This is a genomic window from Pseudomonas sp. SORT22 (genome assembly GCF_018417635.1).
Taxonomy (GTDB): Bacteria; Pseudomonadota; Gammaproteobacteria; order Pseudomonadales; family Pseudomonadaceae; genus Aquipseudomonas.
Map to the genome: position 1 here is coordinate 3,087,755 of NZ_CP071007.1, position 17,335 is coordinate 3,105,089.

The following is a 17,335-nucleotide window of genomic DNA, read 5'->3' on the forward strand; positions in this document are numbered from 1 at the left end:
TCAGCGCCTGGGCACATCACCGGCAACCGTGGTCCGGAACATCTCGCGGCGCATGCCATGGTAGTCAGCGATCGGCAGGTGCCAGGTGCTGCGGTTGTCCCAGATCGCCAGGGTTCCCTGACGCCAGCGCATGCGGCAGGTAAAAGCGGGTGCGCTGGCCAGGTTGAACAGGTAGTCGAGCAGCGGCCTGGCTTCTTCGCTGCGCAAACCCTGGATGCCAACGGTGTAGGCAGGGTTGATGAACAGCACCTTCTCGCCGGTTTGCGGATGACGGGTCACCAGCGGGTGGCTGCGCATGTCCTGCGAGGTGTCGCTGCCATAGTGGATGGCCATGTTTTCCAGCAGGGCGTTGTGGTTGGCGCCGACCCCGTAGGCCCGCTCGGGGCTGTGCAGTGCATCGAGAGTGTCCAGCAGCGCCTGCATGCCCGCTGACAGCCATTGATAGGCCAGTGCCAGGTTGGCGTAGCAGGTATCGCCACCGTAAGGCGGGATGTCGTGGCCGTAGAGCAGGGTGTAGGCCGGCGGGCGCTGCTGGAAGGTCCAGTCGCTGTGCCAGGCGCCACCGAACACGAAGGGCGCCTTCTCGTCGGCCTCCTTGACCACGTGCACCACGTGCGGATGGTCGGCCATGGTGGTCACGTAGGGCTCGCGGCCGAATTCGCCGAACTGTCGGGTGACCCGTTCAAGGTCGGCAAGGCGCAGGTTCTGCTCGCGAATGAACAGCACCTTGTGCGCCAGCAGCGCCTGGCGCAGTTCGACCCAGCCTGCGTCCTCCAGGCGGTTCAGGTCGAGGCCCTCGACGTCGGCACCGAGGGCGCCGGTGCTGGGCAAGACGCGCAAGTGGCGGTAATCGGCTGCGCGGTTGTGGTCGGGATGGCAGTAGATGAATTCGCTCATGACGGACACTCGTGTGGGCCTGCGGTCATCGGGATTGCAGTTCATCGCGCACCGCGGCTGCAACCGGGTCGGGGTCATGTCCACGGCTCACCCACCAGCCAAAGCCTGCCGCCGTAAAGAACATGATCAAGCTGTAGATTGCCGCCGGTATGGCCATGGTCGAGTTGTTCAGCAGGGTCGGGCTCAGCGCCAGGGCAATGGCCAGGGTGCCGTTGTGGATGCCGATCTCCATGCCGATGGCAATCGCCTGGCGCTTGGGGATTTTCAGCAGCCGTGGCACCCAGTAGCCGACGCCCAGGCTCAGCAGGTTGAACAGCAGCGCCGCGCCGCCTACCACCGGGGCATAGTCGACGACGGTCTGCCAGTCCTTGACCATTGCCAGGACAATCGTGAATACCAGAAACAGCGCGGCGATGATCTTCATCGGCCGCTCCATGCGCATGGCAAAGCCCGGCGCCAGGCGGCGGATCAGCATGCCGATGGCCACCGGCACCAGGACAATGGCAAACACCTGCAGCACCTTGGCAAACTGCAGCGGGATGGCCTGGTCGGCGGCCATGAAGTAGGCCAGCGACAGGTTGACCAGCAGCGGCATGGTCAGGATCGCAATCAGCGAGTTGACCGCCGTCAGGGTCACGTTCAAGGCTACGTCACCGTGGGCCAGGTGGCTGAACAGGTTGGCGGTGGTGCCGCCAGGGGATGCGGCCAGCAGCATCAGGCCTACCGCCAAAGCAGGGGCCAGGCCAAAGCCCTTGGCGATCAGAAAGCAAATGAACGGCAGCAGCAGGATCTGGCAGGCCAGGCCGATCAGCACCGGCCGGGGGAACTTCACCACCCGGGCAAAATCGGCCAGGGTCAGGGTCAGCCCCAGGCCGAGCATGATGAAACCCAGGGCGATGGGCAGGAAGGCACTGAGCAAGGGCGATGCAGTCATGGCGCGGACTCACAAGAAGGCGGTGTCCGCCAGTGTAGGCAAGGATTTCGATATCCATTACAGATCTTGCGGTTTATGCCCGGCAGACAGTAGCATCGCCGCTTTTGCCCCAGGACCCGATACCCGATGCAGTTTCAGCCAGGCATTCTCGCCGCCCCCGTTCCCGCCCAGGCCCGCCACCTGTTCTTCACCTTGCACTCGCCCGCTGCATTGCCGGGCGTGCTCGATGGGCTGCTGCAGCAGGTTGATGGCAGCCGCGTGGTGGCCGGTTTCGGCGCGCCGCTGGTGCAGGCCCTGGGTGGCAGCATCGACGGCCTGCGCGGGTTTCCGCAGCTGACCGCGGCAGTCGACAACCCCTGCACCCAGCACGACCTGTGGCTGTGGCTGCGCGGTGAAGACCGTGGCGAGCTGTGGCTGCACAGCCAGGCGCTTGAGCAACTGCTGGCCCCGGCCTTGAAACGGGTCGAGGCCACCGATGCCTTCCGCCACAAGAGCGGCCACGACCTGACCGGCTATGAAGACGGCACCGAGAACCCGGTGGAAGACGCCGCCGTCGAAGCGGCGATCCTTGCCAGCGAGGTACCAGGCTTGAACGGTTCGAGCTTTGCCGCGTTCCAGCTGTGGCGCCATGACCTCAATTGTTTCAAAGCTTTGCCGCAAGCCGAGCAGGACGACATTATCGGCCGGCGCAAGGCCGACAACGAAGAGCTTGACGACGCGCCGCAGTCGGCCCACGTCAAGCGCACCGCCCAGGAAAGCTTCGCCCCTGAAGCCTTTATCGTCCGCCGCTCGATGCCCTGGGCGGATGAGCGTGGTGCCGGCCTGGCGTTCCTGGCTTTCGGTCACTCGTTTGATGCGTTCGAAGTGCAGCTGCGGCGCATGAGCGGCCTGGAAGATGGCGTGGTCGATGCCCTGTACCGCTTCAGCCGGCCGCTGACTGGAGGCTACTATTGGTGCCCGCCGCTGGGCGAGCATGGGTTGGATTTGAGCGCTGTGCTCGGGCGGTAGATCGATCGCGGGTCAAGTCGAGTCGTCGCACCGCCGCTCCCACAGGATTGATGCAGACCTGTAGGAGCGGGCTTGACCCGCGATGAGGCCCGTACAAGTGTAAGAAAATTTTACGGACTTTTTACGAAGGTGCGTCAAGCACAAAGCCATACTGCCGGCGCATTTCTTCGAGACGTCTGACCGTGAGCCAAGCCGCAACTTCCGCAAGCGCCCATTCCCCCGTAAAAACTTCGTCACTGAGCCTGTTGATCGCCGCCGCCGGCGTGGTCTATGGCGATATCGGCACCAGCCCGCTGTACACCTTGAAGGAGGTCTTCGCCGGTCATTACGGCGTGCAGGCCAACCATGACGGTGTGCTCGGCATCCTCTCGCTGGTGTTCTGGTCGCTGATCTGGGTGGTGACCATCAAGTACGTGCTGTTCGTGCTGCGTGCCGACAACCAGGGCGAAGGCGGGATCATGGCCCTGACCGCCCTGGCGCGGCGGGCGGCGGCGCCGTACCCGCGCTTGAGCCGGGTGCTGGTGCTGCTCGGGCTGTTTGGCGCGGCCTTGTTCTACGGCGACAGCATGATCACCCCGGCGATTTCCGTGCTGTCGGCGGTGGAGGGGCTGCAACTGGCCTTTGTCGGCATCGACCATTGGGTCGTGCCCTTGGCGGTGGTGGTGCTGGTGGCGCTGTTTCTGATCCAGAAGCATGGCACCGCACGCATCGGGATCATTTTCGGCCCGGTCATGGTGCTGTGGTTCAGCGTGCTTGGCGCGCTGGGCATCTATGGCATCGTCCAGCGCCCGGAAGTGCTGCTGGCGATGAACCCGGCCTGGGCGGTGAACTTCTTTATCGTCCACCCGGGCATGGGCGTGGCGATTCTTGGCGCGGTGGTGCTGGCCCTGACCGGCGCCGAGGCGCTGTATGCCGACATGGGCCATTTCGGCCGCAAGCCGATTGCCCGCGCCTGGATCCTGCTGGTGCTGCCGGGGCTGGTACTCAACTATTTCGGTCAGGGCGCGCTGATCCTCGGCAACCCCGAGGCGGTCCGCAACCCGTTCTACCTGCTGGCCCCGGACTGGGCGCTGCTGCCGATGATCGCCCTGGCCACCCTGGCGACCATCATTGCCTCCCAGGCGGTGATTTCCGGCGCCTTCTCGCTGACGCGCCAGGCGATTCAGCTGGGCTACGTGCCGCGCATGTTCATCCAGCACACCTCAAGCCAGGAGCAGGGGCAGATCTACATCGGCACGGTGAACTGGGCGCTGATGGTCGGCGTGGTGCTGCTGGTGATCGGCTTCGAGTCGTCCGGCGCCCTGGCGGCAGCCTATGGCGTGGCGGTCACTGGCACCATGCTGATCACCACCTTGCTGTCTTCGGCGGTGGTACTGCTGTTGTGGAAGGCTCCGCGCTGGCTGGCGCTGCCCTTGCTGCTGGGCTTTTTGCTGGTCGACAGCCTGTACTTTGCCGCCAACGCGCCGAAGATCTTCCAGGGCGGCGCCTTCCCGGTAATCGCCGGTATCGCCTTGTTCATTCTGATGACCACCTGGAAACGCGGACGCAAGATCATCGTCGAGCGCCTCGACGAATCGGCCTTGCCGCTGCCGCTGTTCATCAGCAGCCTGGCTGCGCAACCGCCGCACCGGGTGCAGGGCACTGCGGTGTTCCTCACCGCCCGCGCCGACGCCGTGCCCCACGCGCTGCTGCATAATCTGCTGCACAACCAGGTGTTGCACGAGCGGGTGGTGCTGCTCACCGTGGTGTCCCAGGACCGGCCGCGGGTGCCGGTGGCCCAGCGTTTTGAAGTACAGGCCTTTGGCGAGGGCTTCTATCGGGTCAACCTCAACTTCGGTTTTATCGAAGAACCCGACGTACCGGCGGCGCTGCAACTGTGCCACCTCAAGGACCTGGATTTCAGCCCGATGGTGACCACCTACTTCCTCAGCCGCGAGACGGTGATCCCGACCAGGCGCATCGGCATGGCGCGTTGGCGCGAGGCGCTGTTCGCGTTCTTGCTGAAGAACGCCAACAGCAACCTCAAGTACTTCAACCTGCCGCTGAACCGGGTGATCGAGCTGGGCACCCAGGTCGAGATGTAGCCCGTGGCCTAGGCGGTGGCCGCTGCGGCCAGCGGCGCCGCCTTGCGCACCAGGCGCTGCAGGCGGCTGGCGATGGCAAAGCCGATCAGCGCCAGCAGCATCATGGCGATGAACACATAGTTGTAGCCTTGCTGGCCGGGGAAGTGGTCAAGGAGCGCGCCGTAGCCGACGTAGGCGAACATCCCCGGCGCATAGCCGATCAGGCAGCCGATGCCGAAGGCGGAGCCGGTGATGTGCGGGGCGATCCCGACTTCACCCATCGGCGCCCAGAACACCCCGCGCATGGAAAACACGATGAAGGCGAACGACAGCGTCGCGGCCATGCCGGCATAGATGAAGCCCGGGCTCTTGGGCACCAGAAGGATGATCGCCATCATCGGCAGCAGCGCCAGGAACGCCCACTTCAGGTAGCGGCTGGGGCTCTTGAAGTGCTTGTCGGCGATAAACCCGCCGGCCGGCCCGCCAAGGATCTTCAGCATGTACTGGTTGATGATGCCGTAGGCGCCGACCAGTGCCACCGGCAGGCCGTAGACTTCCTTCAGGTAGGGGATGAAGTAGGTCAGGCCGCAGTAGACGATGTAGACCATGAACACGTTGAAGCTGACCAGCCAGATCGCCGGTACCTTGATTGCCTCCATAAGGTTGGCCAGCGGGTTCTTGGCGCTGGTCTGGGCCTGGGCCTGATTGCCTTTGAGCAAGAACCAGGTCAGCACTCCGGCGGCGATGTCGATCAGCGCGTAGAACAGGATCGCCGCTTTCAGGCCGTGTTCGCCGCTGCCCAGGGCAATGAACACGCCCAGCGCACTAAACGCCACCAGGGTGTCGACCACCCCGCGGCCGCCTTCGAGCAGGCCAAACATGCGCCCTTGCTCCTGATCGTTGCCCAGGCCGCGAATGGCCTTGAGCAGCGCCGGCCAGTAGATGCAGTCGGCGCACACCGCCAGCAGGCAGAACACCAGCATCAGGCTGCTGAACGGTGGGAAGGTGGCCAGGTACAGGCCCAGGGCGCCGGTACCGATCAGGCCCAGGGGGATCAGCTTGCGGGTATCAAAACGGTCAGCGAGCATGCCGCCGACCACGAACAGGCCAGTGGCGATGATGGCGTTGGCGCTGAGCAGCAAGCCGATCTGGGTGTGCGAGAGGCCCATGAACTCCTGCATGGGTACGTAGAACGCATCCTTGAGGTTGGCCAGTTTGTAGACGGTGCCGCCACCGAGGATCAGTATCAGGAACTTGAACCATTTGGCCTTGTTTTGCGCAGTCATTGTTATTCTCCAGGCGTAGTGGGGTAGGGGCTCAAAGGCTGGCAGGGCTGGCCAGGGTCAACTCGGCGAGGGTGCGCAACTCGGCCAGCAAGGTTTTCACGTAGCTGACCTGGTTGTTGGCCCAGCGCTGTTCGCCGGCCAGCATCTGCTCGAGGGTCAGGCCGGCGGGCAGCGGCGTGTCGCTCATTTCCCGGTAGGCAATGAACGGGTCGGCCGGCTCGTTGCGCTGGCGGAAGGCCGGGGCGAGGTAGTGGTTTTCCTGTTCGAGGATGAAGGCGATCACTTGCGGCTGCTGTTCACCGAGCATCAGCAGCTCGAACAGCATGCGCGCGCCGGGCAGCTCGTCCTCGGCGCTGCCCTGCAGTACCCCGCAGTGGCCAAAACCCTGGTCTTCGGCCACCACCCGCACGCCCTTGAGGTGGCTCTGGCGGATATGCGGGGCGAGGTTGTGCAGGGCCTGCAGCGGTTGCTCGCAGGCATTGATCATGTTGCCGAAATCGAACAGGGCATTGAGCCGCGGATGATTGACCTGGCGCAGCAACTGGGCGATCTCGTCGCTCTTGAGCTCTTCATGCTGCTCGAAATCAAAATGCAGGTCGTGGGCATCGGCCAGCCGGGCCAGGTACAGCAGGTCGCCACCGATCTGGTCCATGACCTGCGAGAGCAGGCCTTCATAACGCGAGTACACGCGAATATTGCGGCTGCCGATGACCTTGGCCACGGCCACCACCGCATCGACGTCGGCCTTGCGCGTGCTGCTGATTTCCAGGTGCACGTCCAGTTGCAATGCGCGGGCTTTTTCGGCGAAGGCACACAACTGCCCGGCGTTCATCTGCGACAGGCTGTTGTGCTCGCCATCGAGCATGTGCAGGCTCAGCCCGGCCAGTTCATGGCGATAGGCGAAGTCGAGCAGGTCAAACGGCGTGACGCGGCCGTGGGTGAGGTTGGTCAGCAGCGGATAGGCGTGGGCAAACAGCCGCGCCTGGTCGAGGCGCTCAAGCAGGCGGCTGGCCAGCTCGCGGGTCAGCCGCGGCGCCTGGGCACCTTGCGCATTGTGGTTCAGTAACGTAGCGAAGCGTTCTTGTAGTGTGTTCATTCGAGTCGTTCCTGGTGCGGGCACCGGTTCTACCGGCGCCGTCTTTATCGCGCCGGCAAGGAACACTCGATAGATCCATTACGGATCATTTGATAAGGCCACTTTCAGACCCGATGGCCAATCGCCCGCAGCGCCTGGACCAGCGCCTCGACCTTGGCCTCGGCCTGGTCCTGTGGCGTGCCGGCAAAGCCGAGCAACAGTGCCGGCGGCAAGTAGCGGTTCAGGCAGTAGTCGCTCAGGGCGTAGGTGTGCACGCCATGCTCGGCCAGTTGCCGCGCCAGGGCCTGGTCATCGAGCTGCGGCGCAAGCCAGGCGATCAGGTGCATGCCGGCCTCGACCGGGGCCACCTGGAAAAAACCGCCCAGGCGCCGCTGCAGCACCTCGAGCAGGCACTGCTGGCGGGCCTGGTACAGCGCCCGCATGCGGCGGATATGGCCAATGAAGTGGCCTTCGCTCATGAAATCGGCGGTCACCGCCTGCAGCAGGGTCGGCGGGCTGCGGTCGAGCACTGCGCGCAAGGTGCAGAACGGCTCGACCAGGGCCTGGGGCAGAATCACATAGCCCAGGCGCAAGGAGGGGAACAGCACCTTGCTGAAGGTGCCGACATAGATCACCCGTTCGCTCTGGTCCATGGCATACAGCGCCGGCAACTGCCGACCGGCGTAGCGCAGCTCGCTGTCGCAATCGTCTTCAATGATCCAGCTGCCGCTGGCAGCCGCCCAGGCAATCAGCGCCAGGCGCCGGTTGTGGCTGAGGGTCATGCCCAGCGGGTGCTGGCGCGACGGGGTGGTGAAGGCCAGGCGCGCTTCGGGGCAATCACGAATACCGTGTTGCACGTCGATACCCTGGTCATCGACGCGCACCGGCACCACCCGGCAGCCGTGGGCCTGAAAGGCGATGCGCGCGGCGATATGCCCCGGGTCTTCCATCCACAGCGGCTCGTCGGGGTTGAGCAGCAGCATCGCCAGCAGGTTGAAGGCCTGCTGGGCGCCGGAGACGATCACCACCTGCCCGGCGCTGCAATCGATACCGCGGGCGTCGAACACGTACTCGGCAATGGCCTGGCGCAGCGTCTGCAGGCCTTGCAACTCGCCATAACCGAGCAGGGCCTTGCTCGGCTTGTGGCCGTGGCGGTTGAGCAGGCGTTTCCACAATGCCTGGGGAAAGGCCTCGAAAGCGCCATGGCTGGGCAGGAACGAGATCGGCGCCTGATCGCCGCAATGGGCGTAGGACACCCCGCGAAAATGATCGCTGCGCAGCGACAGCATCGTCTGGGTCAGGTCCGACAGTTTGGGCGGCGCAGGTGCTGACGGCTCGGCATCGGTACTGCGCTGCCACTCATCACCGACATAGGTGCCAGCGCCGGTGCGCGAGACCAGGAAACCCTCGGCAATCAGCTGGTCGAAGGCATTGAGCAGGGTGATGCGCGAAACCTGCAATTCCTGGCTCAAGGTGCGCGTCGACGGTAGGCGAATGCCCCCTTGCAGACGGCCGGTGAGGATCTGCTTGCGGATCTGCAGGTACAGCTGGCGATAAAGCGGGGTGGCGCTGTCGCGATCGAGGTCGATACCTGCAAACAGCAAACCGGCGGGGGACTTCATCGAGCTCTCGCAGACACTAGGAAGGGCCTGGACATGCTACGAGAAAGCCCGCCAGGCGGCCAGCCCAGGGCGCTTGTCATCAAATGAAAACAGCTTGTCGTCCGATGCGAAGCACCTGCCTGGCGTAGGGCATAGAGTCCAGTCAACAAGAATTGACGCACGGCGTCAGGATGACTGGAGTGACATGCATGGCCAAAGTCGTACGCTTCTATGAAACCGGTGGCCCCGAGGTCCTGCGCTACGAGGACGCCGAGGTCGGCGAGCCGGGCCCGGGCCAGGTGCGCCTGCGTCAGGTGGCGGTGGGGCTGAACTACGCCGACACCTACTTTCGCAACGGCACCTACCCGATCCCGCTGCCCAGCGGCATGGGCGTCGAGGCCTCGGGGGTGGTGCAGGCGGTGGGCGAGGGCGTGACCCAGGTGGCGGTGGGCGACCGGGTAACCTACACCGGCTTTCTCAACACCCTGGGCGCCTATTGCACCGAGCGGCTGATTCCGGCGGCAGCCTTGATCAAGCTACCGGAAACCATCGCCTTCGAAACCGCCGCGGCAATGACCATGCGCGGCCTGACCTCGGCCTACCTGATGCGCCGCCTGTATGACTTCAAGCCGGGTGACAGCGTGCTGCTGCACGCCGCCGCCGGCGGTGTCGGCCTGATTGTCTCGCAGTGGGCGCGCCTGCTCGGGCTGACGGTGATCGGCACGGTGTCCACCGACGCCAAAGCCGAAGTGGCCCGCGCCCATGGCTGCAGCCACACCATCAACTACAGCCATGAAGACGTCGCCAAGCGCGTGCGCGAGCTGACTGACGGGGTTGGCGTCAACGTGGTGTTCGACAGCGTCGGCAAGAGCACCTTCATGGCCTCGCTCGATTCGCTCAAGCGCCGCGGGCTGATGGTCTGCGTCGGCACAGCCTCGGGCACTATCCCGCCGTTCGACCCGCAGATCCTGGCGATCAAGGGCTCGCTGCACCTGACCCGCCCGGCCCTGGCCGACTACATCGCCGACCCGGCGGAGAAGGCGGACCTGGCCGGCGAGCTGTTCGAGCATGTCAGCAGCGGGCGGATCAAGATCGAGATCAACCAGCACTACGCATTACAGGATGCGGTTCAGGCCCACCGTGACCTGGAAGCGCGCAAAACCACCGGCTCGTCAATCTTCGTCATCTGAAGAGGGCAACAGCATGCACATCGAACAACTGACCTGCGCCATCGGTGCCGAAATCACCGGGGTCAATCTGGCAGATGCAATTGATGACGACGACCTGTTCGAGCAGCTGCGTGCGCAGTTGCTCAAGCACCGGGTGCTGTTCTTGCGCGATCAGACCTTCAGCCGCGCCGAGCATGTGGCCTTTGCCCAGCGCTTCGGCGAGCTGGAAGACCACCCGGTGGCCGGCAGCGACCCCGAACACCCGGGCCTGGTGCAGATCTACAAGCGCCCGGACCAGCCGGCCGATCGCTACGAGAACGCCTGGCACACCGACGCCACCTGGCGCGAGGCGCCGCCCATGGGGTGCGTGCTGCGCTGTGTGGAGTGCCCGCCGGTGGGCGGCGACACCATGTGGGCGAACATGGCGCTGGCCTACCAGAACCTGCCGGATGACGTGAAGGCGCGGATCGAGGGCCTGCGCGCCCGGCACAGCATCGAAGCCAGTTTTGGCGCGGCGATGGCGCTGGAAAAACGCCTGGCGCTCAAGGCGCAGTTCCCCGACGCCGAACACCCGGTGGTGCGCACCCATCCGGACACCGGCGAGCCGGTGCTGTTCGTCAATGCCTTCACCACCCACTTCAGCAACTACCACACCCCGCAGCGAGTGCGTTTCGGCCAGGACGCCAACCCCGGTGCCAGTGACCTGCTGCGCTACCTGATCAGCCAGGCCTACCTGCCCGAGTACCAGGTGCGCTGGCGCTGGAAACCCAACAGCGTGGCGATCTGGGACAACCGCAGCACCCAGCATTACGCGGTGATGGACTACCCAGCGTGCCACCGCAAGATGGAGCGCGCCGGCATCAAGGGCGAGCGCACCTTCTGAAGGCCAGCAACACCCCAGGACAATAACAAGACCGAGGACTACAGCATGCAATTCTTCGACGATTCGTTGCACCCGGAAAACATGGAAAAGGTGGTGATCACCGTGGCCCCCTATGGCCCGGAGTGGATGCCCGAGGACTTTCCCGAAGACATCCCGCTGACCATGGACGAGCAGGTGCAAAAGGCAGTCGACTGCTATGAAGCCGGCGCCACGGTGCTGCACCTGCACGTGCGCGAGCTGGACGGCAAGGGCTCCAAGCGCCTGTCGAAGTTCAACGAACTGATTGCCGGCGTGCGCGAAGCGGTGCCGGAGATGATCATCCAGGTCGGTGGCTCGATCTCGTTCGCCCCGGAAAGCGACGGCGAGGCGGCCAAGTGGTTGTCCGATGACACCCGGCACATGCTCGCCGAGCTTACGCCCAAGCCCGACCAGGTCACCGTGGCGATCAACACCACGCAGATGAACATCATGGAGCTGCTGTACCCGGAGTACCTGGAGGGCACCTCCCTGGCCCATCCGGCGATCCACGCCGCTTACAGCGAAATGACCGTGCCGGCCGGCCCGGCCTGGGTGCGCGAACACCTGCGCCGCCTGCAGGCCAGCAACATCCAGCCGCACTTCCAGTTGACCGGCATGCACGCCCTGGAAACCCTCGAACGCATCGTGCGCAAGGGCGACTACATGGGCCCGCTGAACCTGACCTGGATCGGCATTGGTGGCGGCTTCGACGGCCCCAACCCGTTCAACTTCTTCAACTTCATTCACCGTGCGCCCAACGGCTGCACGCTGACCGCCGAATCGCTGCTGAAAAACGTGCTGCCGTTCAACACCATGGCCCTGGCCATGGGGCTGCACCCGCGTTGCGGCAACGAAGACACCATCATCGACCAGCACGGCAAGCGCTTCGGTTCGGTGCAGCAGATCCAGCAGACCGTACGCGTGGCCCATGAACTGGGCCGTGAGATCGCCAACGGCAAGGAAGCGCGGGCCATCTACCGCATCGGTGAGCAGTACAGCAGCATCGAGCAGACCCTCAAGGCCAACGGCATGGCGCCTAACCGCCAGCCGGGCCAGAAGGGTGTGCCGCAGCGCGCCTGATTGGCCTGGCCCGGCACGTGGTTACGTGCCGGGCCGGCGATCCACAGCGCTGACCGTCGGGCTTTTCAGCTTTTCAATAAAAACAATAAGTAAGTCTCATGCCAGACAACCCCAAGGAGGCAGCATGGCCGCCTATCTCGCCAGCGCCACAGACGATGGCGCCGACACTTCACGAGGCATTTCCCGGCGATATGCCTGGATTGTCTTTGCCCTGACCTTTGGCCTGCTGATTTCCGACTACATGTCGCGGCAGGTACTCAACGCAGTCTTCCCGTTGCTCAAGGCCGAATGGGCCCTGAGTGACAGCCAGCTGGGCCTGCTCAGCGGCATTGTCGCGCTGATGGTCGGGCTGCTGACCTTCCCCTTGTCACTGTTGGCCGACCGCTTCGGGCGCATCCGCAGCCTGGTGCTGATGGCCGTACTCTGGAGCCTGGCCACCCTCGGCTGCGCCCTGGCCGACAACTACCCGCAGATGTTTGCCGCGCGTTTTCTGGTCGGTGTCGGCGAGGCCGCCTATGGCAGCGTCGGCATTGCCGTGGTGGTCGCGGTGTTCCCCCGTGACATGCGCGCGACCCTGGCCGGGGCCTTCATGGCCGGCGGCATGTTCGGCTCGGTGCTGGGCATGGCCCTGGGCGGCTTGATGGCCCAGCACTTTGGCTGGCGCTGGGCGTTCGCCGCGATGGCCCTGTTCGGCCTGTTGCTGGCGTTGCTGTACCCGCTGATCGTCAAGGAGGCGAAGATCGCTCCACAGCGGGTCAATGCCGCCGCCTGCAAGATCGCCCGGCCACTGCACACCTTGTACGGCAGCCGCTCGGTGATCGCCGCTTACGTGGGCAGTGGGCTGCAGCTGTTCGTCGGCGGCACGGTGATTGTCTGGATGCCCAGCTATCTGAATCGCTACTACGCCATGGGCACCGACCAGGCCGGCGTGGTCGCCGCCATCATCGTGCTGTGCAGCGGCATCGGCATGATCCTCTGCGCCATGCTTTGCGATCGCCTCGGCCGGCAGCGCCCGGACCGCAAGATCAGCCTGGCCATCGGTTATTGCCTGGGCAGTTGCCTGTTGCTGTCGCTGGCCTTCGCGCTGCCCTCGGGCACCGCGCAACTGGTGCTGATCTGCCTGGGGATGATGGTTGCCGCCGGCACCAACGGCCCGTCCAGCGCCATGGTCGCCAACCTGACCCATTACTCGGTGCACGGCACCGCGTTTGCCACCCTGACCCTGGCCAACAACCTGCTCGGGCTTGCGACCGGGCCGTTGATTACCGGCCGCGTCTCCGACCTGATCGGCCTGCAGGCCGCCTTCCAGCTGGTGCCGCTGATCAGCATCGCGGCGGCGGCGGTGTTTTTTATTGCCAAGCGTCATTACCACCGTGACATGGCCCGCCTGGAGTTGAATCCGTGAAGCACGTTTTGTCGATCGAAGTGTTCTTCGACTTTATCTGCCCCTGGTGCCTGATTGGCCAGGCGCATCTGCAGCGGGCGCTGGAACAACTGCGCCGCGAGCGGCCGGAGGTCGAGGTCAAGCTGCTCTTGCGCGGCGTGCAATTACTGCCGCAGATGGCCAGGACCGGCCAGCCGTTCGAGGCCTTTTACCGCAAGCGCCTGGGCAGCGATGAGGCGGTACGCCTGCGCCAGGCGCAGGTGCGCAGCGCCGCCAAGGCCGCAGGGGTGGAGATCGATTTCAGCCGCATCAGCCGCATGCCCAACACCGCCGACGCCCATCGCCTGCTGCAGCGCGCGGTGGCGCTGGGTTCGACTCAGCAGGCCGAAGCACTGCTGGCCAGGCTGTTTGCCGGCTACTTCCAGCAGGGCAAGGATTTGGGTGACCCGGTGACCTTGATGCATATCGCCAGCGCCTGTGGCCTGGAGCCTGGGCGGGTTGCCGATTGCCTGCGCGGCGATGCCAGCCCGTTCATCGGCGCCAATGACCAGGCTGCCGACGGCGTGCCGTGCTTTCGCTTCAACCAGCGCCTGCGGGTCTCGGGGGCACAGCCGGTCGAGGTGTTGCTGCAGGCCATGGCCCAAGCCCTGGAACACGAGGTGGCGGCATGAGCGGGGTGTATCCGGTACCGGCCGACAAAGTCCCGCCCCGTGGCGGGCGGGTGTTGCTGGAATGGGCGGACAGGAGCGTGGCGCTGTTCAACGTTGCCGACAGCTTCTACGCCATCGACGACAGTTGCCCGCACCAGGGCGCCTCGTTGTGCGGCGGGCGCCTGGACGGACGGGTGATCCAGTGCTGCGCCCACGGCCTGCGCTTTGATCTGGCCAGCGGTTATCTGCTCAACTCGACGCAGCTCAAGGTTGCCAGCTACCCGGTCGAGCAACGGGATGGGCAGCTGTTCATCGTGCTGGCGAGCAAGGAGGCGGGCCAATGAGCGTGGTCGCAATTGCCGCCGCCAACCACCGCGCCCGGGAACTGGCGCCGGGCTTTATCGTCAGCCTGATTGCCGCGGCGGCGGCGAGTTTTCTCAGTGAGCATTACGATGCCCCGGTGATGTTGTTTGCCTTGTTGCTGGGCATGGCCCTGAACTTTCTGGCCAGCGATGGCCGTTGCAAAGCCGGGATCGAATTCACCGCACGCACGGTATTGCGCCTGGGCGTGGCGCTGCTGGGCATGCGCATTACCCTGGGCCAGATCGCTAGCCTTGGCTGGAAGCCGGTAGCGCTGGTGGTGATGCTGGTGGTGGTGACCATCCTGGTCTCGGTGGTGGCGGCACGGGCCCTGGGTTTTCAGCGCTTGTTCGGCATGCTCACCGGTGGTGCCACGGCGATTTGCGGGGCCTCGGCGGCGCTGGCCCTGGCCGCGGCCTTGCCCCATCACCCGCAAAAAGAGCGCGCCACCCTGTTTACCGTGATTGGCGTGTCGGCGTTGTCGACCCTGGCGATGATCCTCTATCCGATGATTGCCAGCTGGCTGCAGCTGTCGCCGCAACAGGCCGGGGTGTTTCTTGGCGCGACCATTCATGATGTGGCGCAGGTGGTGGGCGCGGGGTACAGCATGTCCACCGAGACCGGCGACATTGCCACCGTGGTCAAGCTGATGCGCGTGGCCATGTTGCTGCCGGTGATTGTCTGCGCGGCGATGATCACCCGCCGCGCCGGCGGTGATGCCGGTGGGCAGCGGCCACCGTTACTGCCGTGGTTTGCGGTGGGTTTTGTCCTGCTGGCGTGCATCAACAGCACCGGCTGGATGTCGGCGGCGGTGCAGGGCGGGGTCAACGACCTGTCGCGCTGGTGCCTGGTGGTGGCGATCAGCGCCCTGGGCATGAAGACTCAGTTAAAGGAGCTGGCGGCGGTGGGCTTCAAGCCGATTGCGTTGATGGTCGGGGAGACGGTGTTCCTGGTGCTGCTGGTATTGGCATTGATGCACTGGGGGTTGTAGACGGTTGCCCCAGTAGTGGACTGGCATGCACCGAACCCAAGCGCGCAGCACTCGTGTTTGACAGCGCCGGCTAGTCTTGCCGGCGCTCATGCTGCGCCCGCCAACTGGCCGGCGGCATGCCGAACTGGGCGATGAACCAGCGGGTAAAGGAGCTGGGCATTGAGTAACCGAGCATGTCGGCAATGCGCCCCATTGTATAGCTGGGGTTTTCCAGGTAGCGGATCACCAGGTCGCGGCGCACGCCGTTGATCAAATCGCTGAAGGTCACCCCGCATTCCTCCAGGCGCCGCTGCAAGGTGCGCACGTTCATGCCCTGGGTTTGCGCCACCTGCTCGATGGTCGCCCGGCCCATGGGCAATAGCAGGTAGATGGTCTTGCGCATTTCCAGTTCCAGCGACAGCTTGCCACTGGCCTGCAGGGTGTCCAGGTAACGCTGCGCCAGGCGCGCCATGGCCTGGTTGGCCAGCGGGTTGGCGGTGTCGAGGTCGGCGGCCGGGCAGACGATACCGTTGAACTCGCTGCCAAACACCAGCTTGCAGCCAAAAATCCGCCGGTGAATGGCCAGGTCCGCCGGCGCCGCATGGGTGAAGTTGGCGCTGATCGGGTGCCAGTGGGCGCCAAGCAGGGCGGCGCACAGGCGCAACATCACGCCAATCGCCAGCTCTGTGGCCTGGCGCCCGCGCTGGGGCTGGTCGGTGACCACTTCTTCCCGAATGATCACGGTCTTGCCGGCTTCTTCGATATGAATGGCCAGGGCGTCGTTGAGCAAATGCCGGTACTGGACGATCACCTGCAGGGCGTCGCGCAGGGTGCGCTGGTGGCTGAGCAGCAGGCTGATCTCGCCAAAATCCGATAACTGGCGCAGCTCGGCCATGCGCAGGCCAAAGGTATCGCAACCACTGACCCGCGCCGACTCTTCCAGCAGGGTCACCACGCTGGATACCGCGATACGCTGGTTGGGGTCGTCGAGCAGGCTGGCACTGAGGCCGACCTGAGCCAGCAGGGCATGGGGGTTGAGCCCCAGGTGCCGGGACACCTCAAGGTAGTTGGTCAGGCTTGCAGCACGTACGAGGGCGGTCATTTTATTGTTTTCCACGCATTCATCAGGCGCCCCGCTTCTATGGCGGGTAGTTCGATTCGTTATAGCGTGGGTGTCGCCAAATGAGAAGCCGTTTTCGGCGGCTGAAAAAAGCCCGATGACCCGCACCCCCGGGCCACTCGGACATACGCCACAAACCCTGTCATCAAATGAAAAGTCGCTGACGCGCAATGTAAAGCGCCAGCGGGGAGGGCTGATTACTGTGGCTGTGCAAGCGCTCGAGATCATCTGCGAGCGGACTGTCCTGAGCCTAGGTGCCGACGTGGAAAAACTGCATACCACCGCTACTGTCCTGATCGTCCCCGGCCTGCGCGAGCATGTGCCCGAGCATTGGCAGACCCGGCTGGCCGAACGCCTGGCCAAGGTCCATACGCTGGCGCCGCTGCAGGTCGATGGCCTGGACTGCAACGCCCGGGTCGACGCCATCCAGCGTGCGCTTGAACAGATTGAAGGCGAGGTGTTGCTGGTGGCGCACAGCGCCGGGGTGCTGATGGTTGCCCACTGGGCGGCGCGTTACCAGCGGCCGATCAAGGGCGCGCTGCTGGCGGCGCCACCGGACCTTGCGGCCAGTTGGCCGGCGCACTACCCAAGCCCGCAAACCCTGCGCGCCAATGGCTGGAGCCCGCTGCCGATGACGCCGTTGCCGTTCCCGAGCATCGTCGCCGCCAGCAGCGACGACCACCTGGCCAGTCTTGACGCGGTCAGGGCCATGGCCAGCAACTGGGGCAGCCAGTTGCTGGAACTGGGCGCTGTCGGCCACCTCAACCCGGCCGCAGGCTTTGGCCCCTGGCCACGGGCCGAACAACTGGTCCAGGCCCTGGACCGGCAGTAACGCAC

General features: G+C 64.8%; 16 protein-coding genes. 10 read left to right on the forward strand and 6 right to left on the reverse strand.

What is annotated here, in order from left to right:
• Together JYG36_RS14225 and JYG36_RS14230 are read right to left on the reverse strand one after the other, a co-directional pair.
• Complete coding sequence (locus tag JYG36_RS14225) at positions 1-897, reverse strand: TauD/TfdA dioxygenase family protein (RefSeq protein ID WP_045200909.1); 897 nt, start codon at positions 895-897, stop codon at positions 1-3.
• Between the two features lie 25 nt (positions 898-922).
• Positions 923-1,831: a bile acid:sodium symporter family protein gene (locus JYG36_RS14230; protein ID WP_213601231.1), complete on the reverse strand. Its 909-nt coding sequence runs from the start codon at positions 1,829-1,831 to the stop codon at positions 923-925.
• A 126-nt stretch (positions 1,832-1,957) separates the two neighbouring features.
• Here JYG36_RS14230 and JYG36_RS14235 point away from each other — a divergent pair, with 126 nt between their 5' ends.
• Both JYG36_RS14235 and JYG36_RS14240 read left to right on the forward strand, forming a co-directional pair.
• A complete protein-coding gene (locus JYG36_RS14235) occupies positions 1,958-2,839 on the forward strand; it encodes a Dyp-type peroxidase (protein WP_213601233.1) in 882 nt (293 codons plus the stop codon).
• A 182-nt stretch (positions 2,840-3,021) separates the two neighbouring features.
• Positions 3,022-4,923 (forward strand): potassium transporter Kup, encoded by a 1,902-nt coding sequence (locus JYG36_RS14240; protein ID WP_093382900.1) that lies wholly within the window; start codon positions 3,022-3,024, stop codon positions 4,921-4,923.
• 8 nt (positions 4,924-4,931) lie between these two features.
• Here the strand turns inward: JYG36_RS14240 and JYG36_RS14245 are convergent, their stop codons facing one another.
• The 3 genes from JYG36_RS14245 to pdxR all read right to left on the reverse strand — a co-directional run bounded on the left by JYG36_RS14245 (position 4,932) and on the right by pdxR (position 8,885).
• Entirely contained in the window at positions 4,932-6,188 is a 1,257-nt protein-coding gene (locus JYG36_RS14245) for an MFS transporter (RefSeq protein WP_093382904.1), read from the reverse strand.
• Positions 6,189-6,219: 31 nt separating this feature from the next.
• On the reverse strand, positions 6,220-7,284 hold the full coding sequence (locus tag JYG36_RS14250) for an IolE/MocC family protein (RefSeq protein ID WP_213601235.1): 1,065 nt from the start codon (positions 7,282-7,284) through the stop codon (positions 6,220-6,222).
• 104 nt (positions 7,285-7,388) lie between these two features.
• The gene (pdxR, locus tag JYG36_RS14255; RefSeq protein WP_213601236.1) at positions 7,389-8,885 is read right to left on the reverse strand and encodes a MocR-like pyridoxine biosynthesis transcription factor PdxR; all 1,497 of its coding nucleotides are present in this window, start codon (positions 8,883-8,885) and stop codon (positions 7,389-7,391) included.
• Positions 8,886-9,073: 188 nt separating this feature from the next.
• On the opposite strand from pdxR, the gene JYG36_RS14260 reads away from it, so the two are divergent.
• From JYG36_RS14260 to JYG36_RS14290, 7 genes are all read left to right on the forward strand, one after another.
• A complete protein-coding gene (locus tag JYG36_RS14260) occupies positions 9,074-10,054 on the forward strand; it encodes a quinone oxidoreductase family protein (protein WP_045200893.1) in 981 nt (326 codons plus the stop codon).
• A gap of 13 nt (positions 10,055-10,067) precedes the next feature.
• The gene (locus JYG36_RS14265; protein ID WP_045200891.1) at positions 10,068-10,916 is read left to right on the forward strand and encodes a TauD/TfdA dioxygenase family protein; all 849 of its coding nucleotides are present in this window, start codon (positions 10,068-10,070) and stop codon (positions 10,914-10,916) included.
• 45 nt (positions 10,917-10,961) lie between these two features.
• Positions 10,962-12,014 carry a beta-keto acid cleavage family enzyme gene (locus JYG36_RS14270; RefSeq protein ID WP_045200889.1) on the forward strand — a complete coding sequence of 351 codons (1,053 nt, stop codon included), beginning with the start codon at positions 10,962-10,964 and terminating at the stop codon, positions 12,012-12,014.
• A gap of 124 nt (positions 12,015-12,138) precedes the next feature.
• On the forward strand, positions 12,139-13,419 hold the full coding sequence (locus JYG36_RS14275) for an MFS transporter (protein ID WP_045200886.1): 1,281 nt from the start codon (positions 12,139-12,141) through the stop codon (positions 13,417-13,419).
• Positions 13,416-14,069: a DsbA family oxidoreductase gene (locus tag JYG36_RS14280; protein ID WP_213601237.1), complete on the forward strand. Its 654-nt coding sequence runs from the start codon at positions 13,416-13,418 to the stop codon at positions 14,067-14,069. Before JYG36_RS14275 ends, JYG36_RS14280 begins: the two co-directional genes overlap by 4 nt.
• Entirely contained in the window at positions 14,066-14,392 is a 327-nt protein-coding gene (locus JYG36_RS14285) for a Rieske (2Fe-2S) protein (protein WP_045200882.1), read from the forward strand. Before JYG36_RS14280 ends, JYG36_RS14285 begins: the two co-directional genes overlap by 4 nt.
• The gene (locus tag JYG36_RS14290; protein WP_213601238.1) at positions 14,389-15,399 is read left to right on the forward strand and encodes a YeiH family protein; all 1,011 of its coding nucleotides are present in this window, start codon (positions 14,389-14,391) and stop codon (positions 15,397-15,399) included. Before JYG36_RS14285 ends, JYG36_RS14290 begins: the two co-directional genes overlap by 4 nt.
• Positions 15,400-15,469: 70 nt before the next feature.
• Here the strand turns inward: JYG36_RS14290 and JYG36_RS14295 are convergent, their stop codons facing one another.
• Positions 15,470-16,480: an AraC family transcriptional regulator gene (locus JYG36_RS14295; RefSeq protein ID WP_213601239.1), complete on the reverse strand. Its 1,011-nt coding sequence runs from the start codon at positions 16,478-16,480 to the stop codon at positions 15,470-15,472.
• 280 nt (positions 16,481-16,760) lie between these two features.
• On the opposite strand from JYG36_RS14295, the gene JYG36_RS14300 reads away from it, so the two are divergent.
• Entirely contained in the window at positions 16,761-17,330 is a 570-nt protein-coding gene (locus JYG36_RS14300) for an RBBP9/YdeN family alpha/beta hydrolase (RefSeq protein ID WP_213601240.1), read from the forward strand.
• Positions 17,331-17,335 lie beyond the last annotated feature (5 nt).